A 25,464-nucleotide genomic window follows, 5' to 3' on the forward strand; every position below is an offset into this window, starting at 1 on the left:
CGTATAGCCGGAGCGATTCGATATCCGAGGAAAGCGAATCCAGAAAATAAGCGCCGAGGCCTCCTTCGGTCTCCTCGTAAAAGCGGAAACCTTCCCGCAGATCGCGGAGTGCGGAGGGCTGAATCGAGATCCTCACGGCAATTCCTCGCGAAGCTGCTTCTTCGCAACTTCCCAATCGATGAATTTTTCCTCTCCCGAGGCCGTCAACCTTTCCCTTTCCGCTAGCACATCGCCGTGCCACTCAGGTGAAGCAATTTCCTCACCTCCAGCCGAGAGGTCCTGCCAAAGGTCTTCCATGAGCCTCAGCTTTTCCACCGTGCTCATTCTTCTGAGATCGACCGCTACCGCCATGCGCCCAGTTTGCCCCATCGCCCGCGGGAATCAACGCTGCTTTTTCTTCTCGCCGCGCAGCCGGGATCGATGGCGAGGACCTTCATATTAGAAGCGATGCTTGTCGGGATCCCATGATTTCCAGTCGGTGTTCCGAAGCAGCTTCGACGAAATACGGATCAGCGCAATGCCGGCCACCAGCCCGATGATTGTGCAAGAAATGAAGAGAAGGAGTAGCTCCAGGTTTCGCTTTTCCGGGGCAATTGAGAGCCAGCGGACGATCCCGTGGATGCCGATCCCCGCCAGCACGAACGGGAGCGGCGTGAAGAGAGCCATCACACAGCCAAAAGGAGAACCGCGGGTGGGCGTGGGAACGCTCACGCTGCTTCACCTCCGCTTCTGCCTGCGAGTTTCTTCACGAACAACGGATTCCGGCAGAGCAGGACGCCGTTGGCGATCAGGTCCACGAAGAAGGTCCCGGGCATCGGCAGAGGGAATCCGCGGATGTGCCAGAGATGGTGGTGGAGATGTGATCCTCCTTCGAGCCGGTTCGATACCGGCGGGATCACGTCCTTGCCGTCGGGATCGATGATGTGCATCTCGATGGCCACCGGGCCCTCATCCTCGCCCGTGGTGCGCATCCTGCAGGCAACCACGCAGTCCGTATGGTTGGTCGGGAAGCCCTCCGCGGAAAGGGTGTCGAACGATCCCAGGACGTTCATCTTGCCTCCGTGGACCGTGGCCGCATCGCAGAGCGTGAAAATCTCGAAGGTCATGGGTGATTCTCGCGTGCACCGTGACTTTCCATCGCCTTCTTGTGGGCTTTCAGAGTGCGGATGTCGGCTTGGGCGGAGAGCGCGGATGCTAGCTGCGAGAGGCTGGCGAAGCCCATCAAGATCGCGACTCCAATCGACACACCGGAAAGGTTTCCGGGATGCTTGTAGGAAGACAAGAGCAGTCCCAAGATGCCTGCCAAGAAGACCACCATCGAGAATAGGTAAAGCCCCCGGTTCATCCGGCGCTGCTTCTCCAAGTCGGCAAGGTAACTCTCCAATGCCTCGGCGCTAGCGAGGGCTTCGTCGAATGCTCTGTCCGACGTAAAGATCATGGTACTCTACTTCCGCCTTTTCTTCCCGCCCATAGGCTTCTTGCGGATCGGCTTGGAAGGGGAGTCGTCGAGCAGCGCGGTGTAGATGTAGTCGAAGCCATCCAGCTTCTTCCGCGGGATCTTCTGGTCGATGAAGATCTCCACCGACTTCGCGTATTCCAGCTCGTCCGCGGTCAGGAGCGTGAAGGCATCACCCTCCGCTTCCGCGCGGCCTGTGCGTCCGATGCGGTGGACGTAGTCCTCGGCATTCTCCGGGACGCGGTAGTTGATCACGTGCGAGACGCTCGAAATATCGATGCCGCGTGCGGCCACGTCGGTGGCGACCAGTACTTCGTATTCGCCGCTCTTGAATCCGGCCAAGGCCTTCATCCGGTCCACCTGATTGATGTCGGAGTGCATCGCGGCGACCTTCTCCTGGCCCTCGCGCTTGATCAGAGCGCAGACCTGGTCCGCCTCCTTGCGGGTGCGGGTGAAGATCATCACCGAGTGGTACTCGGTCTTGTCCAGCAGCGCGAGCAGCAGTTCGTCACGCTGGTCCATCGAGACCGGGTAGAAAGCATGCGTCACCGTCGAGGGCACCGCGCGGCGTGCGATCTCGATGCTCGTGGGCTCGTGCAAGCACCACTGGGCGAAGGTCTGGATCGCCGGCGGCATCGTCGCCGAGAAGAAGAGCGTCTGGCGTCCTTCCCAGGGGCAGAAATTCACGATCTTCCGCACCTGCGGCAGGAAGCCCATGTCGAGCATCCGGTCGACTTCGTCGAGAATCAGGATCTTCACTTCGCCGAAGCGCATCGTCCCGCGGAAAAAGTGGTCGACCAGGCGGCCCGGTGTGGCGACCACGATGTCGGCACCGTTCTGGAGCGCCTTCGATTGTTCGCCGAGGCCGACGCCGCCGTAGAGCAGCGCCACCTTCAGGCCGGTATGCTTGCCGTATTTCTCGAACTGCTCCGCCACCTGGTGGGCCAGCTCGCGGGTCGGTTCCAGCACCAGGATCTGCGGCTTGCCCATTACGGTGAGCTTGCTCAGCGTCGGCAGCGCGAAGGCCGCGGTCTTACCGGTGCCGGTCTGCGACGCGCCGATCACGTCCTTCCCCTCCAGAATCAGCGGGATCGCCTGAGCCTGGATCGGGGTAGGGTTTTCGTAGCCCGACTCCGTGACGGCTTCGAGGACGGCTTCGGAGAGGCCTAGCGTGTCAAATCCCATGTGGGGGGAGGCGTAGGGATCGCAAGCCCGCTGGTCAAGGGATCACTTGCTTTGCGATCACTCATGTTCCGGAGGGGGGGGCCGGGGAGTGGATCAGCAGGCACTCTTCCAGCAGCGGCTGGAGTTCCTTCAGGAGCGGGTGGCCCTGGACAAAGGGCGAGCGGTAGCGGGTCTCGATCCGCTTCAGCGCGAAGTCGAGATCCGCCTTCATCAGGTCGTTGATCTCGCCGCGGATCACCGCGACCATATAACAGAATTTCCCCGCCCGGACAAAGGTCCGGCGGCTTTCCCCGAGCTCGAAGCCGAGCTGGAGGGCTCCGCTTTCGTCGCGGAGCCGCAGCGCGAGTTGGCGGGCAAAGGAGCCGACATTGCGGGCATTCGCGTGCCGCACCGGGTCCGAACTGGCGTACGAAACCAGCGAGAGCCGGTCGCGATCCAACAAATAGACCTCCTCGACGTGGAAGCGCCGGATTTTATCTGCCAGAACCTCCTCGTAGCTGCGGCTGCTGAAGAGCGCCTGCATCCGCCAGAGGGTCCGATGGTGCCAGTCCGGTTGTTGGAAGGGGCCGTGCTGGTGCTCCGACAAGGCGCGCCGGAAGGTCGCCCGCAGGATCGCCTCGAAGGCCGCATCGTCATGCAGGGAGAGGCCGGACACCGCGCCGCCCACCAGCGGCAGCAGGGCCGCGGTGAGGTCGGCATCCGTGAAATCGGCCGTCACGGCAGTCATTGCCGGCAGCGGCTCGGTCTTGCGTGGCGCTGGTGGATGATTGGACGGCTCCGGCATCCGGGGCGGCGGCGGAGCCGCGGGCGGTGGGGATGAAGCCGGCGGCTGCAGATCCAGTACCGGCAGCGAGAAAGGCACCCGCCCGCCCGGGGATTCCTCGCCCGGGACCGGCAGGGACGCCACGGGCAGACGCCCGCGTCCGCCTTCCGATTGCATGGAAGAGATGGGGAAAGGCAGGGGCAGGGGAGGGAAGGTGGCGGTCATTTTTCCCCTCCTGGTTTCAGCACCGGCACGCCGGCAGCCTCGGCGATCGCCCGGGCGGCGTCTGCCAGTTGGACAAAGGAAGCCTGCATCCGCCCGACCCGGCCGGAATCGTTGTCCGTCAGGCGCGATTGGACCCACTCGCGGGTCTGCGCCAGCTCGGAGCGGAATTCGGCGATCAGGTGTTGCTCGCGCTGATGGAGATACTGCCGGAAGCCTTGGTTCCAATGTTCCAGCCAGCGGGTAATCCGCTGCTCCAGTTCCACTTGAGACTCAATCCCGGAAGCCTCCCGGCTGCGGGCGGCGGCTTGGATCTGGCCAGCCAAGCGGTGGGTTTCCTCGACCCGGCGCGCCTTCTCGGCGTCGATTTCGTCGCGGAGTTCCTGCAGCTTGACCTCGTGATCCTGCTGGAAATTCGCCAGCCGGATCTCGAAGACGTCATCGGGCGCGGAGCTTGGCATCGGGCGCAAATTCGCCTCGAGCCGCTCCAGGCGGCGTTCAACGCATTCCATCTGTCGGCCCACGAGTATCTCGCGGATCCGTTCGACTTGGCGCGACGGATTAATGTCGGGGGGGCGGGGGGCATGGGGGGACTCGCTCCGTGGGTGGTACCGGCGGGGGGCCGGAAGGAGAAAGCGGGTAAACAAACAGCAGCAGAGGCTATGCCGCTCAAAGCCGGCATGTAAATCTGAAGATCAATGCTTCGTATTTCTTTAATATCCGGCTTTGCAAATAACCCGTTTTTCCGAAGTAGCTGTCGAACTCGGTGAAAGACACCCTTGCCCCGGTATGGTAAGGGGAGGCCGATGTCCGACCAAGAGTACGACAAGGAGCGCGACAAAGTACTGGCCGCTGCCTATGAGAAGACCCGCAAGAGCCTGATCGCCCGGCTCGACAATTGGGAGGACCAGAAAACCTGGGACGAATTCTACCAGACCTACTGGCGGCTGATCTACGCCGTGGCCATCAAGGCCGGCCTGCGCCCGGACGAGGCCCACGACTGCGTCCAGGAAACCATCCTTTCCATCGCCAAACAGAGCAAAAAGAAGCTCTACGACCCCGAGCAGGGCTCCTTCAAGACTTGGCTCATGAACATGACCCGCTGGCGGATCAACGACCAGTTCCGCAAGCGCAAGAAGGACACCGCGATGGCCGGCGGCGAGTGGGAGGACGATCGCAAGACCGCCATAATCGACCGTTTCGAGGACCCGAAGGGCGATCTTTTGGCCCGCCTCTGGGACGTTGAATGGAAAAAGAACGTCGCCGATGCCGCTCTATCCCGTGTGAAGGCCCAAGTCTCCCCGAAGCAGTACCAGATCTTCGACTGCTACGTCGTCCGCCAGTGGGACGCAAAGAAGGTGCAGGATCACTTGAATGTTAGCATGGCTCAGGTTTATCTCGCCAAGCATCGCGTGGGAGCCGTCTTGAAGAAGGAACTCGCGCGCTTGGAAGAGGAAGTCGATGAATAGCCCGCGCCCCGATCCGCTCATTCCCGACCACGAGGTCTTACGGAAGATCGGCGGGGGAGCGTACGGGGAAGTCTGGCTGGCGCGCGGCGTCACCGGTGCCCTGCGCGCGGTGAAAGTGCTGTGGCGGGAGGACTTCGAGGACGAGCGCAGCTTCGAGCGGGAATTCGAGGGCATCCTCAAGTTTGAGCCGATCTCCCGCGACCACCCGGGGATGGTCAATATCCTCCATGTCGGCCGCAGTCCGGACGGCAAGGCATTCTATTACTACGTGATGGAGCTCGGCGACGACGTGATCGCCGGACGCGACATCAACCCGGTGGAGTACCAGGCGCGCACCCTGCGCAGCGATACCAAGCGCGCCCCGGGCCGTCCGCTCGACACCGGCTTCTGCATCGATGTGGGCGTGCGCCTCGCCGAGGCCCTGCGCCACCTGCACGACAATGGCCTCGCGCACCGCGACGTGAAGCCGGCCAATGTCATCTTCGTCGCCGGCCGGGCCAAGCTCGCGGACATCGGACTGGTCGCCGCACGCGGCCAGCGGACCTTTGTCGGCACGGAGGGCTTTGTCCCGCCCGAGGGCCCCGGCTCCACGCAGGCGGATGTTTATAGTCTCGGCAAGGTTCTCTACGAGATCGCCACCGGCAAGGACCGCATGGAGTTCCCGGAGCTCCCGGACGAGATCCCGGCCGGGACCGAGCGCAAGCGCTGGCTGGCCCTCAACCAGATCATCTGCGATATCTGCGAGCCGCATCTTTCCAAGCGGACGATCTCCACCGCGGGCGACCTCGCCGAGGCGCTGCGCCGCCTCCAGGAAGGCAAGCGCCGCCGCCGCCGGCGGCCGGTGGGAGCTTTCGTCGCGCTGCTGCTGGTCGCGGGAGTTGCCATTTACGGCGGCTGGGACGCGATCCATGAGATGGTGGCTCGCTCGCAAGCTTCGCCCCCGCCCGCGGTGCTGGAAGCGCGCATCCGGATCACTAGCGTGCCCGCCGAGGCCTATGTCTTCGTCGAATCAGGCGAGGGCGAGGGCGAACTCGTGGGAACGACCACCACCGAGCCGATCGTCGTGCACGTGGGCGAGAAGGTCAGCTTCGTGCTGCGGAAGGAAGGTTACGAGGACGCCCCCTTGAGCTTCGTGGTTCCCCGTTCCGCCGCGGAGGAGACGTTTTTGAAGTCCGTGGACCTGAAGGTCTTCGCCCCGCCGCTACCGGCCGAGCCATGGGCCGATCAGCTCGGCCAGCGCTACCGGCCTCTCACGGAGGGGCCTGTCACCGGGCACGAGGCCGTCCTGCCGGTCGGCGAGATCGAGTGGAAGAAGTACGTGGACGCCAAGAAACCCGCCGCGGTCGCCGAGTTCGTGGAGATCGCGGAGGGCGATGCCAAGCGCAAGATCGTGCTCACCAATCCCGGCGATGCCCAGGCCTTCTGCTGGTGGCTGGCCCGTGCTGGCCATGAATCCGGATATCTCACCCAGCGCCACCAGATCGAGCCCCGCATGGTCGAGGGCTTCAGCGCCCAAGGCATCAGCGGACGTGCGAAGAAGGAGGGTCTCAAACCCTTCCGGCCCTTCGTCAGCGAGATTCCCTTCGGCAGCATTGCCCTCACCACCGACCCTGCCGGCGCGAACGTCTCGATCCGCATTCCCGAAGAAGAAGGCGAGATCTCGAAGGGAGTAGCCAATGGCCGCAAGATCATCGATGAACTCAAGCAGGGCGAACTGGATGTGATCGTGTGGCTGGAAGGCTACAAGCGGATCGAGAAGAGGGTCAAGGTGAAGGCGAATGAGACGCTGGAGATGCATCTCAAGCTCGAGATCAACCAGAGCGTGGTGATGGACAAGGCCTGGACCAATGGGCTGGAGATGAAGTTCGAGCCGGTGGTCGGCGGGGATATTCATCAGGGTGAACTTCTCGCCTGCATCTGGGAAACCCGGATGAAGGACTTCGATGCCTATCTCCGCGCCTCCCGTGACAACCAGAATCCACGGGCCCAGCTTTTCCAAGGACCGAACCCCGAGATGCATCCCGTCACCTCCGTGTCGCGGGAGGACGCGCAGAAGTTCTGCCACTGGCTCACGGAGCTGGAACGCAAGCAGGAGCGCCTCACCGAGGTGCACCACTACCGCCTGCCCACCGACTATGAGTGGAGCGTGATGGCCGGGCTGACGAGCGAACTGGCGGACGCCGCCCCTGCGAAGCGCGACCGCGAGATGATCGCCGGTGCCCAAGGCCTTCCCTGGGGAGTCGCATGGCCGCCGGTCATCAATGGCCAGAACCTCGGCAACTTTGCCGATTCCGCGGCCATGTCCGCACCCGGCGTGACGGCGGACCGCATGATCGCCGGCTACAACGACGGCTTCCCCACCACCTCGCCGGTCGGCTCCTTCCCGCCGAACGCGCTCGGGATTTACGATCTCTCCGGCAACGTCTTGGAATGGGTGGAGGAGAACTACAATTCGTCCAACCTGGCCGGACCAGGTCCGGTTTACGGCGTGCTGCGCGGCGGCTCTTGGAGGAGCTACCTGCAGCGCGATCTCTACACCGGCTACCGTTACACCCAGCCGATGCCGGTGGCTCCGGAAGACGGGCCGAAGCCAAAGGAGACGACCGAGGACATCTACGGCTTCCGCATCGTGCTTGCCAAGGACCGGCCCAAGCAGGAACCCTCTCCGCTCAACACCAACGGCATCGACGACAATGGTTGAAATCAACATCGATTATCAGGGCGAGCTTCACTGTCGCGCGGTCCACGGTCCCTCCGGCACGGTCCTCGAAACCGATGCCCCGGTGGACAACAACGGCCGCGGCGAATCCTTCTCCCCGACCGACCTCGTCGCTACCGCGCTCGGCGTGTGCATGGCCACCGTCATGGGCATCGTCGCCAAGCGGAAGGAGATCGCCCTCGAAGGGATGAAGGTCGCGGTGAAGAAGCACATGTCCGCCGATACCCCGCGCCGCATCGCGAAGCTCGAAGTGGACATCCACGTCCCGCTCCCCGCCGGCCATCCCGAGCGCAAGCTGTTAGAAGCGACCGGCAACGGTTGCCCCGTGCACCAGAGCCTGCATCCGGACGTGGTGCAGGAGATCAGGTGGCATTGGCAGTAAAAGGTGGTCCGCACAGTCCTCTGTGCGGTTGAATGGTTCCTTACAGCTCTTTGTTCTGTTAGAGCGTAGCCACCCTGTACGCCCACGGGCCTGAGCGGACCACTCCAATCTCCTACCACGCAGGGGATGTTATAAACGCCCCCGTTGCCTCCCCGCGGAGATCTGTCTAACATCCGTCCAAGTTCATTGAGAACGATTCCGTCAGCCGAGTGCACGGGCCGTGTGGTCCGGAGCAGCGGGGGAACCAATCCCGACCGTTTTGCCAGGGCGTTTCGCCTGAAGCACGGTCTTCGGGGCATACGGTGCCTGCGGCACCGGGAGCACGTGGTGGCTCCAGCCCGACAGCTAACCCCGTAGGCATCACCGCGGGGCGCGGATCGTTCGGTTGTCTCTCCTGAAACAAGGGGCACGCCGGAGCCGCCGCCGCTTCGCAAGCAGTCCCAAGACAACAACCTCCGGCCCCCGCCTCCCGCAGGCGGCGGGACCGGTATCGAAAGAAAGAAAAGGAGAACAACATGATTGCTGACTTACTGTTCAGCGTGGGGATCACCGTGGCCGCATTGTTTGCGCTCGCGGTCGCCATCCGTCTCTTCCTCGGCGTGCGCTATATTCTGCGCCGGGTGGGGATCATCGGGAAACTGTCGGGGGACGGCGGTCCTTCCTTGAAACCCGGCGGCGCGGGTGAGGGCCGGGGACCTCGTTTGCAATCGTTCGGCGACATCGTACACGCCTTCGCCGAAGCCAAGCTGCGGAAGCGCGCCTCATGATCGCAGTCGCCGCGTGAAGCACCCTCCCCGGAGGGCGGCCGGAAACGGCCGCCCTTTTCTTATCCGGCGATCCTGCCCCGCGGTCCGGCGATTATGCCCCTTGTGAGCGGTTGCCGATCGGGGAGAGCGTGGGATGCCATGATGAAAACCCTTGTTCCCATTGTTCTATTCACGGTCGCCAGCATCGTCACCCTATCAGCTGCACCGAAATCGATCACCCTCAATGCGGGTTCGTATCCCGCCGGAGGCCCGATCACCGCGACCTTCAATGGTGGTCCTGGAAACGACGATGACTGGATCGGCATCTTCCCGGCCAGCATCACCACGCCATCCACCGGCACTTACCTGGACTGGCGCTACACGAACGGCACCCAGGCTCCCGGCGGGAATTTGAAGAGCGGCAGCGTGACTTTTGCGAATCCCAGCTTGGCACCTGGGAACTACAAGGTGTGGTACCTCGCTGACAACGGCTACACGAAGATCGCCGGACCGGCGCAGTTCAGCATCACGCCCACCGGCGGCCCGGCGCTGCCGGAGTGGGTCGTGCCAAGCTTCATCCAGCGCCATGCGGTGGCGGGGCAGGCCTATGCCGGCAAGGTCCACGCCTATGCCTACGATCCCGATCCGGGAGATGCACTGGCCTTCTCCAAGGCGTCCGGTCCGGCTTGGTTGCAAGTGAGCACCACGGGCGGGATCTCCGGCACGCCTTCCGGGACCGACGCCGGCGGGAACGACTTCGTGCTACGCGCCACCGACCTGTTAGGAAATTCCCGGACCGCCACCATGACGGTTCCCGTCTTCCTGGCCGGGCAAGAGCAGGTCGCGGACTTGCGGATCATGTCCTACAATCTTTGGCACGGATGGGGCCAAGTAAACCAAGGCGCGACCAAGGGCATCCGCTCCATCATTGAGGCGGATGTCGATGTCATCGGCACCCAGGAAACGGTGGGCGGAAGTGCCTACCGGGTTCAGACCATCGCCGATGAGCTCGGCTGGTACTACAGCCCCACCGGTTCCGGGGACAGCGGGATCGCGAGCCGCTATCCGATCACGGCGGCCTACACCGCCGCGAACGGCGTGGCGAAGGGTGCCCGGATCCGCCTCTGCAGCCTGCCTCTGCGCGAGGTGGTGATCTTCAACACCCACCTCGACTACCTCCACTACGGACCCTACGAGGCGAAGCGTTCGGGCTCGACCAATGCGAGCGTGCTGGCGGAAGAGACAGCCTCGCAGCGCGACGAACAGATCGCGGCAATCCTCAGCGGAATCTCGAGCCATCTGGCCGCTGCGAATACCGTCCCGGTCTTCCTCACCGGCGACCTCAATTGCCCCTCGCATCTCGACTGGACCGCGACAACCGCGTCCGCCCACTACGGCAAGGTCGTGCAGTGGCCGGTGACGGTCGCCGTGGCCAATGCCGGGCTGCTCGATTCGTTCCGTCAGGTCTTCCCCAATCCGGCCCAGCAGCCCGCGATCACATGGTCGCCCCTTTACAACAGTGCGGGCGAGCCGCAGGACCGCATCGACTTCATCTTCCACAAGGGCAGTCCTGCGACTCCGACGAGCGCGGAAATCTTCACCAATGGCGTCGAGAACGACGGGTTTGTCTATGGTGACGATACCAGCGCGGCATGGGCGAATACCTGGCCCAGCGACCACGCCTCGGTGATCGTGAATTTCGCCCTCACCTGGCCCTGAGTCAGCACGAAAAAGCCGCCGCCGGGGTGAACCGGTGGCGGCTTTTGTTAGCTGGATGTCAGGCTGCTCAGGGTGCAACCGGAACCGTCACCCGCAGACGGGCGAAGAGTTCTCCGTTAGGACCCGCGAGTGAAGCAGGCAAGGTGGCCGTCACCGTCGACACGCCGCCCACCGGCGGGGCTACCACGGCAGCGCCGAAGGTCGTCCAAGTCCCGGCCAAGGTCGTGCTATATTCCACCACCGGATTCAGGTAGGCCGAGCGCTCGGTCCGCAGGAAGGTGAAGACCAGGTCCCCGCTACCGTTGCGCACGAAGGTCGGAGCCTTCGTCAGATCGGACACTTCCGGATCCGCTCCCACCACGAACTCGATGCCATTCAGCAGGCCGTCATTATCCTCGTCCGCATCGGCGGAAGGATCGGAGAGGCTCGCAGCCCAGCTTTCGTAGGTCTCGGTGGCACCCGCTTGCTTGATCTCGATCTGCTTTGCGCCGGTATTGACGAAGAGGTCGTAGCCCGAGGGCAAGCCGGTCACCGGCAGCGTGAAGCTTCCCGTGAGATTGCCGGTGTAGGTGGCGATCACGTAGATCGGCGCGGTTGCACCCGTCGCCGCCACCGAGAGGGTCGCACCGGTCAGGTCCAGGTCGCCGTTCACCACCAGCTTGTCCGCGCTGCTACCGTCGATCTGTGCCAGGTAGCTGCCGCTGAGGGTGGTCGTGCCAAGTGTCAGCGTGCCGGGAGTGCTACCGCCGGGAGCCACGCTGCCGGCGATCGTGTAAACGCCGGTCGCAATGCCCGTGCCCTGCAGCGTCGCGCCCGCGGCGATCGTCACCGGCGAGGTGCCGGTGGCGCTGCCCGAGGCATTCGCCAGGGTCAGGGTGCCTGCCGTGATGCGGGTGGCGATGGCCGGGGTCTCCAAATTGACCAGACCCGTACCGATGTAGGTATTCTCATTGCCGGAGATAATCAGTTCGCCGGTGCCTTCCTTCACGAAGCCGTAGCCACCCGAGATCTTGCGGGAGATATCCAGCACGGAGCCCGGCTCGGTGACGAACCACAGGTTGCCCGGATTCAGTGCCACCAAGCCGGTGCCGGTGATCTGCGAAGGGTTGGTGCTTGCCAGCGCAGTGATGGTGGACTGCTCGGCGGCAGAACCTACCACCGGCTCGAATTCACCTCCGCCGGTCATCACACCGCCCTGCAGGACCACGCGGCCCTGTCCACCCACACGCCCGCTAGGGATGTAGTTCAGGTTCGTGGTAAATTCAAAGACGCCGCCTTCCACCAGCTTGATCTGGTTGTATCCCATCGTGGTGTAGGTGTGGAAGCCGCCCAGCGGGGAATTCCCGGCGAAGACCAGGCGTCCCAGTGCGTTCACGGTGATGTCCAGCGAGGAGGCGGGATACGGAGTGCCTCCGCTGTTGTAGTAGTTGTGGTTGAACTCGAAGGTCCCGCCATCCACCACGATGTCCTCTGCAGCAGGAGCCACGGAACCCGTGTAACCTTGCAAGCGCAGCGTGCCGCCGCCGGTCTTGTGAAGCGTGCCGCGGAAGTCGAAGCTGCCGATCTTGGTAAGCGTGCTGCCGTCGCCCACGGCGATGTTCGCACCGCTTTCCAGGACCAGGGTCCGGCGCTGGGTCGCGAGGCTCACCCGAGCGTCCAAGGTCGAACCGCCTCCGAGTTCCAAGCGGTTGTTCGTGTCGCGCGCGCCGAGCGCCAGCGAGTTTTCCAGAATCAGCTTGCCGCCCTGGTTGTAGACCGCGCCGCTGAAGCTATTGCCGCTGTAGAACGTGGCCTCGCCGCTACCGCGCTTCACCAATCCGCCGAGACCGGTGATTGGCGCCTCACCGTCGAAGGTGTAAGGAGCGCTCGAGTTGTCGATCTCGATGAACGAAGGGGCGACCGGAGCGAGCACGTAGATGTCGCGGTTGATGCCGCTGTCGCCGAAGATTACCGGCTCGTCGTCCCGATAAGCGATGGCGGGCGAAGTGGTGCCAGCATTCGCCCAATTGGTCGTGGTGTTGTCCCAGTTGGTATCGGCAGAGCCGGTCCACTGCGCGGTCGTGCCGGACAGCGGCAGCTTGCCGGTCAGCGCGCGGCGCTCGTTGGGCACCGGGTAATTGTTCACCGCTTCGAGCAGCTTGTAGTTCACCCCATCGTCGCTCGATTCCAGGATCCAGCGCACCGCATCGCGGTTGCCGTCGTCGTTGCCGGTCGTGATCTGGTAGGACGCGATCGAGACATTGGTCCCGAAGTCGAAGATGATCGGGCGGTTGTTGTGGTTGAGCCACTTCGTGCCGTAGTCGTTGTCGATGATGCTCGCCACGGTCTCGGCGGCATTGGCGCCGGAATCACCGCCCGGGTTGGTGGCGGAGGACACCGCCAGCTTGGTGCCGGCGGCATCGAAGAACTCCATCTCGCCGATCTGTGCCAGCGTGCCGTTGCCGCGCAGCGTGGTGCCGGTGAACTTCACGTAGCGCGTCGTCTTGGTCGTGCCGGGCACGGCGCGCAGCTTGTGCGAGGCGCTGGCGGTGCCGCTGGTATTGGTCGCGGCCAGCGTGTAGTAGGTGTCCGCATTCGAGGGCGGCACGATCGGCGTGAGCGTGTCCGCGGCGATCACCGGGATCCCCGGCGGCGTCAGCATGATGCCGGTGGTGGTGCCGGTGACATTCCACTTCAGCGCGCTGGCCAGCGTGTTCTTCACGATCGAAGGCTGCGCCTCCAGGATCGGGCCGACCGAATTGATCTCAGTCGTCGGCGTGCCGAAGCTGGTGATCGCCGGCAGCGGGGTACCGCCGCCGATGAAGACGATCCCGCGATAGGTGAAGTAGGTGGGGGGGACCGCGTTCGCGCCAAGATCCCGGTTATCCACCGTGACCCAGGTCGTGCCGTCAGTGCTGCCTTCAAAGAGCCACTGGGTAGGAGTGCGGTCCAGCGAGTCGTTCGCCGTTGCGAAATTGTAGGAATCAATCGTGGTCGGCGCACCGAAATCGAAAACCACCGCATCGCGGCCGCCGCTGTACCACTTCGTATCGACCGTTCCGTCGATAAGCTTTCCGGCACCCTCCGCGGATTCGGGGGTATTGGCACCGCCGCCGGTCACCACTACACCCGCGCGGCTGACTTCCGCACCACGGCGGTAGAAGAGGAATTCCGAAAGCTGCGTCGCCGTTACGGTATCGGGGGCGTTCAGCTTCGGGCTGAAGCGGTAGTACTGGTAAGTCACTTCCACCGCAGGGCATACGGCACTGCCGGTCACTGCCAGGGCGAAAATGGCGGGCAGCAAGCGCACGCGCGGGGCGGCGCTGCGGTTGCCCTTGGGGTCGGTCGTGTGTCTCATCATCGGGTCGTAGTATAAGCGGAAGAAGTGCCTGTTAGATGAAAACATGACCTCGTGTATCCACGCAGGCCGGCCTTCCTTGGTTCTAACAAACAGGCGCTTCGTCCTGCTTAAGAAGCATGTAACGCGTTTCCTGCGCTTGGAGGTTTAGCGCGATATGCCGATTCGCGAAAATGCCCCGCGGCCCGTCAGCGTTTGAAGCATGCGAGCGCGCTCCCGGCTGCATGCTGGCCCGTCGCGTAACAGCCTTGCATCAAGTAACCTCCGGTCGGCGCTTCCCAATCGATCATCTCTCCGGCCACAAAAACACCCGGCAGCTTTCTCAACATCAGACCTTCGTCGAGCTCGTCCCAGCGCACGCCCCCCGCCGATGAAATAGCCTCTGTCAAGGGACGCGGGCCGGAAAATTTCACCTCTAACGATTTCGCCCGCGCACAGAGCGTTTCAATCGCCGCGTCGTCTGTTAGGCCCTGGGTGAGGATCGCATGCGCCGCTGGCGTCAGCTTCCAGCGCTCGCGGCATGCTTCTGCTAGATTGCCGCGCACGCTTTCCATCTTCCGAGCCAGATCGTCGATCGATGCGGCCGGCTTGAGATCGATCGAGATCGCGGGCCTCTCCATCTGCCGCAGAACGCTGCCGAGCTGATAGAGCGCGCCGCCTTCCAGGCCGTAGGCGGTCACCATCAGCTCGCCTTGCACTTCCACGGTTCCTGACCGGACTGTTAGATTCTTGAGCGGGAAGCCCTCGGCGATCGCCAGGTACTTCATCGGGCCACGCGTTTTCCCAGCCGCAGTTTGCAGGAAGCAGGGGATTCACGCCGATGCCGAGTTCACGCAGCATCGCGGTCCACCCGCCATCCGAACCGGTGATCGGCCACGATCCGCCGCCCAGCGCCAGGATCACTGCGTCCGCCGTGCTTTCCTCCGCGATGCCCTCGAAGGCGAGGCGCAGCGGTGACCCGGGAATGATGCGTTCCAGCCGGTGCTTGGTGTGAAAAGTCACGCCTGCCGCCTTCAGCCGCTCCACCCAGCGGCGCAGCAGCGGCGCGGCTTTCATCTCGCGCGGATAGACCCGGCCGGTGCGTTGTTGAAAGGTCTCGATGCCCAGTCCCGCCGCCCAAGCACGAAGCTCCTCCGGGCTGAAATTTTCCAGAACCCTCCGCCAGAAGCCCGCCGGCTGCCCCGGACCGGAGTAGCGCGTGATGAAGCGCTCGAAATCCTCCCCATGCGTGAGGTTCAGGCCGCCCCTGCCCGCGACCAGCAATTTGCGGCCCACCGAGGGCTTGGCATCGAAGAGCGCGACCGTAGCACCCTTGGCCACCGCCACCTCCGCTGCCCGCAAACCTGCGGGCCCGCCGCCAATCACCGCGATCTTCATGCGCGAAGTCGGATGGTGAAGCTGGTCAGCGGCGGATTCATGGCGCAGTTTCCGGCATGAAGCTTCAGCAGAACCAAGTGTGGAAAAAGGGCAAGGAATACCTGCGGATCGTCCGCCTCGAACGCTTCGAAGTGGCCTACAAGTCGATGGCCGACCTCGAGACCAAGGAAGGCGAGCATCACGTGCTTTCGAAAAAGGAATTCTGCCGCCTGCTCCACGGCGCAACTCTGACGGAGACTTCCCCGGACAAGATCGCGGACGAAGACTAGCGCGAATCACGAGAACCACCGATTGGCCAAGTCCTCACCAGTCCGGCTCTTATCCGTGTCAATCCGTGGTTCCAAATGTCTCGCCGGCACCAACCCTTCATCACGCCCCGTTCAACTCCGGCAGCACCTGCGCCTCCGCATCCGCCAGCAGCGCCGCCTCCGCATCCCGCGGCACCTCGATCGTGAACTTCGTCTCCTGCCCGGGAATCGAACTCACCATGATCGTCCCGCGATGCGCCTCGATCGCCCGCTTCACGATCGATAGCCCGAGGCCGGTGCCCTTGATCTCCTCCTGGGAGTGGTGCTTCTCCACCCGGTAGAAGCGGCGGAAAATGTGCGCCAGATCCGCGCTGGGAATCCCCACGCCGTTGTCCGCCACCCAGATCCGGGTCAGTTCCTCGGTCCGGTTGCAACCGATCGTCACGACCAAGCCCTTCCGCGGATTCTGCTTAAGCGCATTCTCCACCAGGTTGAAGAGTACCTGCGTCCAGTAAAACCGATCACCTGCCAGGGAGATGTCGGTCTCCGGCATGTCGATCTTGATCACCGCCTGCTGGTTGCTGATCACGGACTCCAGCCGCTCCAAAACATCGCTCACGCAAGACCGCACCCGGAATGGTTTCACCTTCAGCGCCGCGGCTTCCCCGGACTCCAGGCGCGAGATCACCAGCATGTCTTCCACGATCCGCGAAATCCGCTCGGTGTGCTTGCGCATCACCTTCAGGAAGCGCCGCGTCAGCTCCTTGTCGTCGAGCAAGTCGTCGTCGATCAGGTTCTCCAAATAGCCATTGATGATGGCCAGCGGGGTGCGCAGTTCGTGGGAGGCATTCGCCACGAAATCCTTCCGGATCTGCTCGGTTTGATATTCGTTGGTCACGTCACGGATCACGACTCGGGTGGTGGGCTCGTCCGCCGGACTGTCGGAAAGCCGGGCGGCGTCGATGACCCAGGCGTTCATCCCGCGGCGCTCCTGATCGCCGAGCGGGGAGGATTGTTGGCCGAGCACCGCCCGGGTTACGGTGGCCTCGCCGGTGTCCAGGCAGCGCATCAGCGCCGCCGCCAGGCGTTGGTCCAGGAAGGCTTCGTGCACCGTGCGGCCGGTCAGGTCGCGGCCTCGGAAAAGGGTTCGCGCCGCCTGGTTCGCGAACAGCACCCTGGCGTCCGCATCCACCAGCATGAAGGCATCGCCCAGTGCATCCAGCAGCAGGTCGCGCTCCTTGCGGGCCCCGCGCAGGTCCAGATCCAGTCGCATCTTCCACGAGGACACCTCCTCGCGGAATTCCTTGCGGGCGCGGCGCAGGCGCAGCCCCGTGAACCCTAGGGCCACGAAGGCGCAGAGCGCCGCGATAATCGGGGCAATGACAAGCGGATCGGTCATCCTCAGAGGGACGACACGCAGTATCCGATGCCACGCACGGTTTCAACCATCGCTGCATGTTCGCCCAATTTCTGACGGAGCCGCTTCATGTGGGTATCGAGGGTGCGGCTATGCACCTCGTCGCTATAGCCCCACACCGTGCGGAGCAGATCGTTGCGGTCCTGCGCCTTGCCGGCGCGTTCCGTCAGGAAAAGCAGCAGCTTGAATTCGGTGGAGGTAAGCTCCACCGGTTGTCCGCTGAGGTAAAACTTGAGCGAGTTCTTGTCGAAGCGGAAGGGCCCGTAAGTCACCTCCACCGCCCCCGGCGGGCCGTCGCTGCGCTTGAGCACGGCCTGCACCCGCAGCATCAGCTCCTTTGGCGAGAACGGCTTGGTCAGGTAGTCGTCCGCCCCGGCCTCAAGGCCCTGGATCCGGTCCTCGGTCTGGGCCCGGGCGGTCAGCATGATCACCGGGATATCGCGGCTGCGCGAATCGCGGCGCAGCTCCTTGAAAACCCCATAGCCATCCTTGCCCGGTAACATCAGGTCCAGGATCACCAGATCCGGCCGCTCCAAGATCGCCAGTTCCGCACCGGTGATCCCGTCGTGCGCCTTCAGCACCTCGTATCCGGCGCGCTCCAGATTGAAGCCCACCAGGTCCGCGATGTCGCGCTCGTCCTCGACGATCAGGATTCTCTGCATGCGCGCTGAGGTTTAGGGCCACCCCCTAGTGGGGGGAACGGGACGCTTGTGACGAAATCGTCAGATCGGGAAATTACTAATTTCTAAGCACTAATTACTAAACCGAAGTGTGTTTGGGAAGGGGCTTCGCAGTGGCGGCATGCGCCGCCCCCCTTCCAAAACACTGACTCGTTTGAAAATTAGTGCTTAGTAATTAGTCATTTATGCCTGTGATGCCACTCCTTATAAACGATGGGAGAGATCTCAGAAGGCTTGATTTCAGAACGCCCGCCCCAGAACACGTTCGTATAAGAAACCGGAATCCCGATCGACTCCAAATGCCGGTCGATCGCCGCCTTGTGCTCCATCACCCGCGGTTTCTCCGTGCCATGCACCACGCCCATCACGTTGACGTTGCCGAATTGCGGCCCGCCCTCGCGCCAGTAGCAGTGGGTCATGCAGAAGTGGCGGCCGACCTCGGCGCCGGCCTCGATCTCGCGGCCCTTCGGCACCGCCCAGTGGAATAGTCCGTTGAAGCGCGTCACCCGCTCGCCCGTCGCGGAGGGCTTCACGTGTTCCAGGAAGGTCGAGAAGCGCCCGATCACCTTCTTCGCATTGAGCGTTTCCGCGATCTCGCAGAAGCGCTCCACCGAGATTCCCAGCTTCGCCGCGCGGCCATCCCAAGGGTTTTCGACGATCTCATCCAAGGTCAGCTCTTCCTTCAAGGCCAGCAGGGTGTCCCACTCCTCTTGGGTCAGGGTCACCGGCACCGTGGTCATCATCTCGGCGATCTCATCCGCCTTGTCGCCCGGCTCCAGCGCCCGGCGGCGGACATGGCCGACGCCCAGGGTGAAAACGCCATTGGCGGGCATCAGCAAATACTCCTCCGCACCCGTCAGGCGCAGCAGCGCCGTCGCATGCTCGTCCAGAGACTCGCCCACCGGCACCTTCAGCGTCGTCCACAGCCGGTAGCCCGATCCGGAGACCTCCGCGTCCGTCGAGCGGATCACTACATGCCCGGAAAAGGGATCCTGCTGCGACATGAAATCGAAGGCCGCGTTCAGCTTCTCCTCCGGCACCTTCCAAGCCACCAGCGCCCCATGGGCCAGCTTCGTCGAAAGCAGGGTCTGCCGGACCCGGCGGACCACGCCCGCCTCCAGCATCGCCCGGATCCGCTCCAGCACCGTCTCCAGCGGCACCCCGCTCTGCTCCGCGATCACATGGAAGGGCTGGCGCTGGAAACCCGTGATCAGGTCCTCGGAAATCGCCAGGATCTTCGCATTGGTCGGGTCGCTGTGTTCGACGGGCAGGGTCTGCATGGGCATAAGGCTAGGCTCCCCAATACGCTCCCGCCACGCCGAAATTTACGGGAAAAAGGTGGTCCGCAAAAGGTAGTCCGCTGTGCGGTCGAAGCCACCCTTGTCGCGCGCCTCATCCTGGGGGCCCTCGGGTGGATGCCGCCACCAGAACTGCTTCAACCGCACAGAGGACTGTGCGGACCACCTTTTTGTCCGATCCGTCCGACCGCCTTAGGGGAATGAGACGGATCGGACAGATTTCAGGACGCGCCGACCAGCCCCTTCACCCACTCCAGCGCCTGCTCCCGCTCCGTCAGCCTGCCCTCAAGCTGCTCCGTCTGCACCGCCTCCAGGATCTCGCTGAACCTCGGGCCCGACGGCACGCCCAGCGCGATCAGGTCGTGGCCGGTCACCAGTGGCTTCGGGATCAGCGGCTCGGCGGCGAATTCCTCGCGCTTCTCGATCAGGTATTCGAGGTTGTCGGTAAAGCCGTTCGAGGACGCGCAATCGACCCGGTGCAGTTCCAGCTCCTGCGGGAAGGTAGGCGTAGCCATAAAGCGCTTCAGCTTGGAGGTCCGCATCTGCTGGACGTTCATGAACTGCATGTGGCGGGAGACCATGAAGGCCACGTCCTCGATCACATGGTTCGGATACTTCAGGCGGCGCAGGATCTCCTCCGCCATCGTCGCGCCGAGGGCATCGTGGCCGTTGAAGCGGATTCGCCCGGCCTCCTCGTCGTAGGTGCGCGTCGGGGGCTTGGCGATGTCGTGAAGCAGCACTGCCAGGCACAGCTCCAGCGATGCATCGTCGCCGAGCATCTCCAGCATGATCCGGGTGTGAATGTAGACATCGCCCTCCGGGTGCCACTCGGGCGGCTGGTCGCAGCCGATCAGCGGCAGCACTTCGGGGAGGAAGTATTGGATCAGCCCCGAGTCCACCAGCAGCTCCAGCCCGCGCCGCCGTGCTGGCAGCACGATGATGCGGGAGAACTCGTCGCGGATCCGTTCCGGGGAGATCCGTTGCAGGCCCGCGGCGTGGTCCTGCATCGCCGCCCAGGTGCCGGCCTCGATCTCGAAGCCCAGCGTGGTGGCGAAACGGACTGCCCGCATCAGCCGCAGCGAGTCCTCGGCGAAGCGGTCCGCTGGGTTCCCGATCGCCCGCAGCACGCCGGCCTCCAGGTCGGCCTGGCCGCCGGTGAAGTCGATCACCTCGCCCGTCTCCGGGTCCTCGAAGAGCCCGTTGATCGTGAAGTCGCGGCGCTGGGCATCCTCCTCCGGGGTCGAGAAGGTGACCGCCTCCGGCCGTCGCCCGTCCTTGTAGGAGCCGTCGGTGCGGAAGGTCGCGATCTCCACCATCACCCCGTGGTCCTTCGCGATCACCACGCCGAAGTGCGCGCCAACCTCGTTCGAGCCGGGGAAGAGACGCGTCACCTGGGCCGGGGTGGCGGAGGTGGCGATGTCGTAGTCCTTCGGCTCCTTCCCCAGCAGCCGGTCGCGCACGCAGCCCCCGGCGAAGTAAGCGACATGCCCGGCAGCCTTGAGCTTGTAGGCGAATGAGGTGGCGATCTGACGGTCCTGCGGCACTTCCGCAGTGTTAGGGGAAAGGGGGAGCCGGTGCAAGAAGGGGCATCTTCATGGTTCTTTCATACTTGGTCCCTTGACCCGACGGCGCCCCCGCGGCGACAATGGGCCGGTTTGAAACATCTCCCCCTTATTCTGATCCTGGCACTCGTGGCCTGCCGCGAGGATCCGGCGCAGGCCTCCAAGCGCGGGCGGCAGACGCGCCGGATTGTCGAGCTGGAGCGGCAGGTGGACAAGATCCGGGCGGACATGAGCACGCCGCTGAAGGAGACCGCCAAGGATGTGACGGAGTCCCTGCAGATGGCGGATGAAACCGAAGCTTACGTGAGGGAGAAAGAAGAGGAACTGCTCGCTCTGGAGAGCGAACTGGAGACGGCCAGGAAGGACCATGAAGCCTACCGCCGCAGGTATGTGGTGGAAGACTGGAGGGCGAAGGACAAGCCATGAGGATGTTCGAAGACTTGCTGACCAGCTACCGCGGGGCGGGGGTGATCGGGACCTGCCTGGCCTTCTTCGTGCTGGTCTCGGTGGTGGGACTGTCCCTGTTCGTCTTCGAACCCGGGCTGAACGGGCTGGGCGAATCCGGTCCGGGCCTTGTGGCCCGCCAGGAGCGGGAGATCGGTCGCTTGGAGCACGATCTGGCGGAGGCGCAGGCGAAGTATGAGGACTACCGTGAAGCCCGGAAGTTTCATGACGAGGTGAGGCTGAATGTCGCCCGCCAGGACGCCGCCGATGCCCGTTTGACGGGGATCGCGGAGAAGATCGATGCGACCCAGGCGGCCCTCGCCGGGCTGCGCTCGCGCCAGGAGGACTACGCCGCGGCCTACCGCGACCAGGTCCGGGAGAAGGCGGCTGGCGAGGTGCTACCGACCATGACCTTGCCCGACGGCCGCCGCTTGGAATCGCCGGTGGTGGTCCAGGTGAATCCGGCCGGGATCCAGCTTCGCTATCAGGACGGGATCGTGCGGGTGCCTGCGAAGGATCTGCCGGCGAAGGTTCGCGAGCGCTTCCAATTCGACGCCGCGGAGATGGAGCGCTTCCTGGAGCAGGAGAAAGCCATGGCGGGCAAGCTGGAGCGGGACTTGGAGCGCGGCCTGGTGGAGATCAAGGACAACTCCCGCAAGGAGCAGATCGCCCGCTTGGAGGCGCGCATCCCCATCATCAAGAGCCGGGTCGCGGCCCGGGCCCGACAGTATGCATCGCTGCGGGGGAATCCGCGGCGGAACTACAATACGCTGACGATGCTGATCCGGCAGGTGGATGCGGATGAGAAGGCGATTTTCAAGTATGAGGCGGAACTGGCGGAGCTGAAGGCGGCGGAGCGGGCGGGGAAGTAGGGAGGATCTGTCCGATCCGTCTCATTCCCCTAAGGCGGTAGGACGGATCGGACAAAGGTAGTCCGCTCAGGCCTCTGAGCGGTCGAAGCAGTTCTGGCGGCGGCATCCACCCGAGGGCCCCAGGGTGAGGCCCGCTTTCGGGAACCATTCGCCGCACAGAGGACTGTGCGGACCACCTTTCAAGGCAGGAAGGACCTGGGAAATTTCGGATTTCCGAAATGCTTTCGATGCGCTTCAATGCCGCCACCTTGATCTATCCCTCCTTGGCCCATCCCATCTGGTTCGTGCCGGCCTTCCTGATCGGCGCGTGCATCGGCTCGTTCCTGAACGTGGTGATCTACCGGGTGCCGCTCGACCTTTCGGTGAACGAGCCGAAGCGGTCCTTCTGCCCGAAGTGCAAGCACCCGATCCCGATGAGCCTGAACATCCCGCTGGTGAGCTGGCTGTGGCTGCGCGGGAAGTGCGCGAATTGCCGGGCACCGATCGCGTTCCGCTACTTCGGCGTGGAATTGCTGACCGCGCTGCTCTTCGCGGGGATCTGGGGTTTCGTGCGCCACTCGCTGGGACTGGGGAGCATGCCGACGCTGGCGATGGCGGCGCTGCTGCCACTGTGGGTGATGGCGGCGCTCTTCATCTCGATCACCTTCATCGATGCCGAGCACATGGTGATCCCGACGCCCTTCACCTGGGCTGCCACGGTGGCCGGGCTGATCGCCGCCGCGCTGTGGCCGGCGCTGCCGAATCTCGCCGGGCTGCCGGTGCGACGCTGGATCCCGGTGGAGTGGCTGGGCGGGGTCGAGCAGGCGGTGCTCGGCTGGATCATCGGCGCCTGCGGGCTGTGGCTGGTGGTGCGACTGGGGAAGATGGCCTTCGGCAAGAAGAAGATGGAGTTCCCGACGCCGGTGGATTGGAAGCTGGTGGAGCCGGAGGGCGATGAGGATCCGATCTGGTTCGAGATCGACGGCCAGCGCACGGCGTGGTGGGACATCTTCTACCGCAAGACGGACCGGCTGATCGTGGAGTGCAGCGAGTTGCGGTTGAACGGCGAGACCGTCCAGGCCGGGGTGCTGACGATCCGCGAGGCCGGCGTCGAGCTTCCCGATGGCAGGAAGCTCTCGATCGAGGAGGTCAAATCGCTGGATGGCAAGTCGGCGCGGGCGGTGATTCCGCGGGAAGCGATGGGGGAGGGGGATATCCACCTGATGGGGGCGATCGGCGCGTTCTTCGGCTGGACGGGGGTGTTCTTCGGGATCTTCGCAGGCTCGCTGCTGGCAGTCGTTGCGGCGGTGCTGGGAAGGGTGGGATTCGGCAAGCCCTTGCCTTTTGGACCTTTCCTGATTCTCGGGGCCTTCGGGTGGATGTTCGGGGGATGGAGGATCGCCCAGTGGTATTTCGAGAGTTTGTTGGGGAGGTTTTAGAGGGGCTTCGGTTGGTGGGTGTCCTGGGCTGAAGCGGCGCAGCCGCCGTGGACTGCGTGCAGCCTGCTGCCGCTGTCGGCAGGCAGCCTGTTGCCGTGAAGCACGTGGAATCTCCGTCTCCCGCTCCGTCCGCGGCTCGCCACACCCGGTACTTCGCCTTTGCAGCGCCCCTCGCAGCAGGCTGCATCGGGACAGCGGCAGCAGGCTGCACGCAGTCCACGGCGGCGAAGCCGCGGAAGGCAAATCCGGGTTCAGGATTCCAGGGTCATCCCGAGTGCCGCGATCAGACGCTCGCGGAGCGGCACGGCCTTGGCGGCGAGGCGGGCTTGCTCTTCTTCGTATTCGCGGCGGCCTTCCGGGGTCTCGATTTTCACGGGGACGACGCCGAATTCCGCGAGGTCGTAGGGGCTGGCGCGCATGTCGAGATCGCGCAGTTCCATGGCGAGCTCGAAGCAGTCGAGAAGCAGGTCCGATCCGGGCCAAGGCATGGCTTTGAAGGCCCACTTGTAGAGATCCATGTTGGCATGGATGCAGCCGGGTTGCTCGTGGTCCGACCGGGTCATCAGGGCCGGTTGCAGGCGGTTGAGCGGTTGGGCCTCGGGGTGGAAGAAGCGGAAGGCGTCGAAGTGCGAGCAGCGGATCGGACGGGACTCGATCAGGGCGTCGATCTCCGTTTGCGGCAGGCGCAGGGTAGCGGTGCCGGCATGGCGGATGGCCGCGCCGCGGTAGACCATGGCCCACTCGTGGAGGCCGTGGCAGGAGAGGATCTGCAGGCGGTCGCGCGTGGCGGCGAGCAGTTCCCGGATCCAGCGCAGGCGGGCGCGTTGCTTGTCCTCTAACAGGGTAGGATCGGCGGAGATGCGGTCCCCGGTGAGGAGGTAGGGTTTCTTGGTGAAGCGGGCGGGGAGGGGATCGGCTGCTTCGAGGGCAGTTCCGGTGGGAGGGTGCCATTCCTCGATCTTGGCGTAGGAGAAGGGGTAGTAGCTGAAGAGGAAGTCGTCGACCGGATGGGGCTTTCCCCTGGTGCGGCGCTCCCGGGCGGGGGCGGTCCAGCGTTCGGCCCGGGCGCGGTGCGCGGCGGCCCGGGCCTGCCAAACGCTGGCAGGGAGCAGGACGGCGGAGAGTGCGGACATGGCGGGGCGAGGAGAGCAGGTGGGCCGGGGGATGGCGAGTGTGGGGTGGGAGGGGATGGAGAGCGCCGTGGGGATACTGCGGATCTCTTTCGCGTGTTGGAGTTGGCTCGGACCGTTCTGCGGGCCAGTGGCTCCGCGCCCCCAGCGGAAGAGCCGTCCGCTGCTTCCGGGCGATTGGAAGAAGACGGGCGGTTTGGAATCCGCGTTGCGTTGACGGAGAAGGATGTGAGGGTTTACGCTCCGGGACTGTCATGAAACGACGTAACGCGATCCTCCGTCCTGCCGGGGCCCTTTCCTGGTCCACGGCCTGCCTCATCGCGGGCCTGGGGCTCAGCGGTTGCGAGCGCAGCTACACGGCCACGGCGACCGACGAACAGATGGCCAAGACCCAGAAGGAGGTCGAGGAGATGGACGCCCTGAAGGCCACCCTCACGGGCGGCGCGGTGCCTAACAACTTTCAGCTCGCGGGCGTGGGCTACTATCATGCGGGGGCGAATGACTTCTTCCCGGAAGCCTTCGGCTCGGCGCGCGATGGCAAGTGGTTCATTAACGGCGTGTGGCAGGCGACTCCGCCGCCGGTCGAGGAGATCGCGGCAAGCCGGCCCTCGCCCGAGGCGCTCAAGAAGGTGATGGCCGCGCTCGAAAAGGAGCAGAAGGAGCAGCAGACCGCCGGGTCATCGGGCGGGAACGCGGGGGCTCATAACGGGCACCACGGCGGCTTCGGCATGGGCAACATGCTGCTGATGTATTGGCTGCTCTCCGGCAATCGCAATGGCTTTGCAGCCGGCCCCGGCTTCCAGCGTGCCGCGTCGCAAGCCCCGGCATGGCAAAGCCAAATCGACCAGAAGCGCAGCATGGTGAGTTCGCACGCGGCGGCCAATCCCGGCTATCGCCGGATGGTCGAGCAAAGCCGCGCCAGCGGGGTGCCGGTGCAGGCCGGGAAATCGGTGCGCGGCGGCTTCGGTTCCAGCGCGAAAAGCGGGGGCAGCGGCAAAAGCGGTGGCTTCGGCAGCTGAT

24 protein-coding genes, 1 pseudogene and 1 riboswitch are annotated in these 25,464 nt (G+C 64.1%); of the genes and pseudogenes, 10 read left to right on the forward strand and 15 right to left on the reverse strand.

Annotated elements, in window-relative coordinates; all coding sequences use genetic code 11:
• Positions 1-132: 132 nt before the first annotated feature.
• The 7 genes from ABWK72_RS25795 to ABWK72_RS25825 all read right to left on the reverse strand — a co-directional run bounded on the left by ABWK72_RS25795 (position 133) and on the right by ABWK72_RS25825 (position 4,138).
• Positions 133-351, reverse strand: coding sequence for an addiction module protein (locus ABWK72_RS25795; RefSeq protein ID WP_367872455.1), 219 nt, complete (start codon positions 349-351; stop codon positions 133-135).
• 87 nt (positions 352-438) lie between these two features.
• Positions 439-666 (reverse strand): hypothetical protein, encoded by a 228-nt coding sequence (locus tag ABWK72_RS25800; RefSeq protein ID WP_367872456.1) that lies wholly within the window; start codon positions 664-666, stop codon positions 439-441.
• Between the two features lie 41 nt (positions 667-707).
• Complete coding sequence (locus tag ABWK72_RS25805) at positions 708-1,106, reverse strand: hypothetical protein (protein ID WP_367872457.1); 399 nt, start codon at positions 1,104-1,106, stop codon at positions 708-710.
• Entirely contained in the window at positions 1,103-1,438 is a 336-nt protein-coding gene (locus ABWK72_RS25810) for a hypothetical protein (RefSeq protein WP_367872458.1), read from the reverse strand. The genes ABWK72_RS25805 and ABWK72_RS25810 overlap by 4 nt, the downstream gene beginning before the upstream one ends.
• A gap of 6 nt (positions 1,439-1,444) precedes the next feature.
• Positions 1,445-2,641: a DEAD/DEAH box helicase gene (locus tag ABWK72_RS25815; protein WP_367872459.1), complete on the reverse strand. Its 1,197-nt coding sequence runs from the start codon at positions 2,639-2,641 to the stop codon at positions 1,445-1,447.
• Positions 2,642-2,702: 61 nt separating this feature from the next.
• On the reverse strand, positions 2,703-3,629 hold the full coding sequence (locus ABWK72_RS25820) for a hypothetical protein (RefSeq protein WP_367872460.1): 927 nt from the start codon (positions 3,627-3,629) through the stop codon (positions 2,703-2,705).
• Positions 3,626-4,138: a hypothetical protein gene (locus tag ABWK72_RS25825; protein ID WP_367872461.1), complete on the reverse strand. Its 513-nt coding sequence runs from the start codon at positions 4,136-4,138 to the stop codon at positions 3,626-3,628. Before ABWK72_RS25825 ends, ABWK72_RS25820 begins: the two co-directional genes overlap by 4 nt.
• Positions 4,139-4,432: 294 nt before the next feature.
• On the opposite strand from ABWK72_RS25825, the gene ABWK72_RS25830 reads away from it, so the two are divergent.
• The 5 genes from ABWK72_RS25830 to ABWK72_RS25850 all read left to right on the forward strand — a co-directional run bounded on the left by ABWK72_RS25830 (position 4,433) and on the right by ABWK72_RS25850 (position 10,661).
• A complete protein-coding gene (locus ABWK72_RS25830) occupies positions 4,433-5,095 on the forward strand; it encodes an RNA polymerase sigma factor (protein WP_367872462.1) in 663 nt (220 codons plus the stop codon).
• Entirely contained in the window at positions 5,088-7,796 is a 2,709-nt protein-coding gene (locus ABWK72_RS25835) for an SUMF1/EgtB/PvdO family nonheme iron enzyme (RefSeq protein ID WP_367872463.1), read from the forward strand. The genes ABWK72_RS25830 and ABWK72_RS25835 overlap by 8 nt, the downstream gene beginning before the upstream one ends.
• Complete coding sequence (locus ABWK72_RS25840; RefSeq protein ID WP_367872464.1) at positions 7,789-8,196, forward strand: OsmC family protein; 408 nt, start codon at positions 7,789-7,791, stop codon at positions 8,194-8,196. The genes ABWK72_RS25835 and ABWK72_RS25840 overlap by 8 nt, the downstream gene beginning before the upstream one ends.
• Positions 8,197-8,389: 193 nt before the next feature.
• A riboswitch (cyclic di-AMP (ydaO/yuaA leader) is annotated at positions 8,390-8,571 on the forward strand.
• A gap of 140 nt (positions 8,572-8,711) precedes the next feature.
• Entirely contained in the window at positions 8,712-8,963 is a 252-nt protein-coding gene (locus ABWK72_RS25845; RefSeq protein ID WP_367872465.1) for a hypothetical protein, read from the forward strand.
• Between the two features lie 138 nt (positions 8,964-9,101).
• Positions 9,102-10,661 carry an endonuclease/exonuclease/phosphatase family protein gene (locus ABWK72_RS25850; protein WP_367872466.1) on the forward strand — a complete coding sequence of 520 codons (1,560 nt, stop codon included), beginning with the start codon at positions 9,102-9,104 and terminating at the stop codon, positions 10,659-10,661.
• Positions 10,662-10,728: 67 nt separating this feature from the next.
• On the opposite strand, the gene ABWK72_RS25855 is transcribed toward ABWK72_RS25850, so the two are convergent.
• From ABWK72_RS25855 to ABWK72_RS25865, 3 genes and pseudogenes are all read right to left on the reverse strand, one after another.
• Entirely contained in the window at positions 10,729-14,001 is a 3,273-nt protein-coding gene (locus tag ABWK72_RS25855) for a discoidin domain-containing protein (RefSeq protein ID WP_367872467.1), read from the reverse strand.
• 185 nt (positions 14,002-14,186) lie between these two features.
• On the reverse strand, positions 14,187-14,765 hold the full coding sequence (locus ABWK72_RS25860) for an NAD(P)/FAD-dependent oxidoreductase (RefSeq protein ID WP_367872468.1): 579 nt from the start codon (positions 14,763-14,765) through the stop codon (positions 14,187-14,189).
• A 4-nt stretch (positions 14,766-14,769) separates the two neighbouring features.
• A pseudogene (locus ABWK72_RS25865) lies at positions 14,770-15,375 on the reverse strand (NAD(P)/FAD-dependent oxidoreductase); the annotation flags it as partial.
• Between the two features lie 56 nt (positions 15,376-15,431).
• Here ABWK72_RS25865 and ABWK72_RS25870 point away from each other — a divergent pair.
• Positions 15,432-15,644 (forward strand): hypothetical protein, encoded by a 213-nt coding sequence (locus tag ABWK72_RS25870; RefSeq protein WP_367872469.1) that lies wholly within the window; start codon positions 15,432-15,434, stop codon positions 15,642-15,644.
• A 100-nt stretch (positions 15,645-15,744) separates the two neighbouring features.
• Here ABWK72_RS25870 and ABWK72_RS25875 read toward each other — a convergent pair whose 3' ends face one another.
• The 4 genes from ABWK72_RS25875 to ABWK72_RS25890 all read right to left on the reverse strand — a co-directional run bounded on the left by ABWK72_RS25875 (position 15,745) and on the right by ABWK72_RS25890 (position 20,598).
• Positions 15,745-17,022: a sensor histidine kinase gene (locus ABWK72_RS25875; RefSeq protein WP_367872470.1), complete on the reverse strand. Its 1,278-nt coding sequence runs from the start codon at positions 17,020-17,022 to the stop codon at positions 15,745-15,747.
• 2 nt (positions 17,023-17,024) lie between these two features.
• Positions 17,025-17,702: a response regulator transcription factor gene (locus tag ABWK72_RS25880; protein WP_367872471.1), complete on the reverse strand. Its 678-nt coding sequence runs from the start codon at positions 17,700-17,702 to the stop codon at positions 17,025-17,027.
• Between the two features lie 197 nt (positions 17,703-17,899).
• Positions 17,900-19,006, reverse strand: a complete 1,107-nt coding sequence (locus tag ABWK72_RS25885) for an Lrp/AsnC family transcriptional regulator (RefSeq protein ID WP_367872472.1) — start codon at positions 19,004-19,006, stop codon at positions 17,900-17,902.
• A gap of 233 nt (positions 19,007-19,239) precedes the next feature.
• Positions 19,240-20,598, reverse strand: a complete 1,359-nt coding sequence (locus ABWK72_RS25890) for a CCA tRNA nucleotidyltransferase (protein ID WP_367872473.1) — start codon at positions 20,596-20,598, stop codon at positions 19,240-19,242.
• Between the two features lie 75 nt (positions 20,599-20,673).
• On the opposite strand from ABWK72_RS25890, the gene ABWK72_RS25895 reads away from it, so the two are divergent.
• The 3 genes from ABWK72_RS25895 to ABWK72_RS25905 all read left to right on the forward strand — a co-directional run bounded on the left by ABWK72_RS25895 (position 20,674) and on the right by ABWK72_RS25905 (position 23,314).
• Complete coding sequence (locus ABWK72_RS25895) at positions 20,674-21,006, forward strand: hypothetical protein (protein WP_367872474.1); 333 nt, start codon at positions 20,674-20,676, stop codon at positions 21,004-21,006.
• The gene (locus tag ABWK72_RS25900) at positions 21,003-21,896 is read left to right on the forward strand and encodes a hypothetical protein (protein ID WP_367872475.1); all 894 of its coding nucleotides are present in this window, start codon (positions 21,003-21,005) and stop codon (positions 21,894-21,896) included. The genes ABWK72_RS25895 and ABWK72_RS25900 overlap by 4 nt, the downstream gene beginning before the upstream one ends.
• Positions 21,897-22,114: 218 nt before the next feature.
• A complete protein-coding gene (locus ABWK72_RS25905) occupies positions 22,115-23,314 on the forward strand; it encodes an A24 family peptidase (protein WP_367872476.1) in 1,200 nt (399 codons plus the stop codon).
• A gap of 251 nt (positions 23,315-23,565) precedes the next feature.
• Here the strand turns inward: ABWK72_RS25905 and ABWK72_RS25910 are convergent, their stop codons facing one another.
• Positions 23,566-24,447 (reverse strand): 3-methyladenine DNA glycosylase, encoded by an 882-nt coding sequence (locus ABWK72_RS25910; RefSeq protein ID WP_367872477.1) that lies wholly within the window; start codon positions 24,445-24,447, stop codon positions 23,566-23,568.
• Positions 24,448-24,698: 251 nt separating this feature from the next.
• Between ABWK72_RS25910 and ABWK72_RS25915 the strand changes: the two genes are divergently transcribed.
• Entirely contained in the window at positions 24,699-25,463 is a 765-nt protein-coding gene (locus tag ABWK72_RS25915; protein ID WP_367872478.1) for a hypothetical protein, read from the forward strand.
• Position 25,464 lies beyond the last annotated feature (1 nt).

Source organism: Luteolibacter sp. Populi (genome assembly GCF_040801775.1).
GTDB lineage: Bacteria > Verrucomicrobiota > Verrucomicrobiia > Verrucomicrobiales > Akkermansiaceae > Haloferula.

Coding starts and splice junctions, on each gene's coding strand:
- ABWK72_RS25795 (WP_367872455.1), bottom strand. CDS start 351: ATGGCGGTAGCGGTCGATCTCAGAAGAATGAGCACGGTGGAAAAGCTG.
- ABWK72_RS25800 (WP_367872456.1), bottom strand. CDS start 666: ATGGCTCTCTTCACGCCGCTCCCGTTCGTGCTGGCGGGGATCGGCATC.
- ABWK72_RS25805 (WP_367872457.1), bottom strand. CDS start 1,106: ATGACCTTCGAGATTTTCACGCTCTGCGATGCGGCCACGGTCCACGGA.
- ABWK72_RS25810 (WP_367872458.1), bottom strand. CDS start 1,438: ATGATCTTTACGTCGGACAGAGCATTCGACGAAGCCCTCGCTAGCGCC.
- ABWK72_RS25815 (WP_367872459.1), bottom strand. CDS start 2,641: ATGGGATTTGACACGCTAGGCCTCTCCGAAGCCGTCCTCGAAGCCGTC.
- ABWK72_RS25820 (WP_367872460.1), bottom strand. CDS start 3,629: ATGACCGCCACCTTCCCTCCCCTGCCCCTGCCTTTCCCCATCTCTTCC.
- ABWK72_RS25825 (WP_367872461.1), bottom strand. CDS start 4,138: ATGGAATGCGTTGAACGCCGCCTGGAGCGGCTCGAGGCGAATTTGCGC.
- ABWK72_RS25830 (WP_367872462.1), top strand. CDS start 4,433: ATGTCCGACCAAGAGTACGACAAGGAGCGCGACAAAGTACTGGCCGCT.
- ABWK72_RS25835 (WP_367872463.1), top strand. CDS start 5,088: ATGAATAGCCCGCGCCCCGATCCGCTCATTCCCGACCACGAGGTCTTA.
- ABWK72_RS25840 (WP_367872464.1), top strand. CDS start 7,789: ATGGTTGAAATCAACATCGATTATCAGGGCGAGCTTCACTGTCGCGCG.
- ABWK72_RS25845 (WP_367872465.1), top strand. CDS start 8,712: ATGATTGCTGACTTACTGTTCAGCGTGGGGATCACCGTGGCCGCATTG.
- ABWK72_RS25850 (WP_367872466.1), top strand. CDS start 9,102: ATGATGAAAACCCTTGTTCCCATTGTTCTATTCACGGTCGCCAGCATC.
- ABWK72_RS25855 (WP_367872467.1), bottom strand. CDS start 14,001: ATGATGAGACACACGACCGACCCCAAGGGCAACCGCAGCGCCGCCCCG.
- ABWK72_RS25860 (WP_367872468.1), bottom strand. CDS start 14,765: ATGAAGTACCTGGCGATCGCCGAGGGCTTCCCGCTCAAGAATCTAACA.
- ABWK72_RS25870 (WP_367872469.1), top strand. CDS start 15,432: ATGAAGCTTCAGCAGAACCAAGTGTGGAAAAAGGGCAAGGAATACCTG.
- ABWK72_RS25875 (WP_367872470.1), bottom strand. CDS start 17,022: ATGACCGATCCGCTTGTCATTGCCCCGATTATCGCGGCGCTCTGCGCC.
- ABWK72_RS25880 (WP_367872471.1), bottom strand. CDS start 17,702: ATGCAGAGAATCCTGATCGTCGAGGACGAGCGCGACATCGCGGACCTG.
- ABWK72_RS25885 (WP_367872472.1), bottom strand. CDS start 19,006: ATGCCCATGCAGACCCTGCCCGTCGAACACAGCGACCCGACCAATGCG.
- ABWK72_RS25900 (WP_367872475.1), top strand. CDS start 21,003: ATGAGGATGTTCGAAGACTTGCTGACCAGCTACCGCGGGGCGGGGGTG.
- ABWK72_RS25905 (WP_367872476.1), top strand. CDS start 22,115: ATGCTTTCGATGCGCTTCAATGCCGCCACCTTGATCTATCCCTCCTTG.
- ABWK72_RS25910 (WP_367872477.1), bottom strand. CDS start 24,447: ATGTCCGCACTCTCCGCCGTCCTGCTCCCTGCCAGCGTTTGGCAGGCC.
- ABWK72_RS25915 (WP_367872478.1), top strand. CDS start 24,699: ATGAAACGACGTAACGCGATCCTCCGTCCTGCCGGGGCCCTTTCCTGG.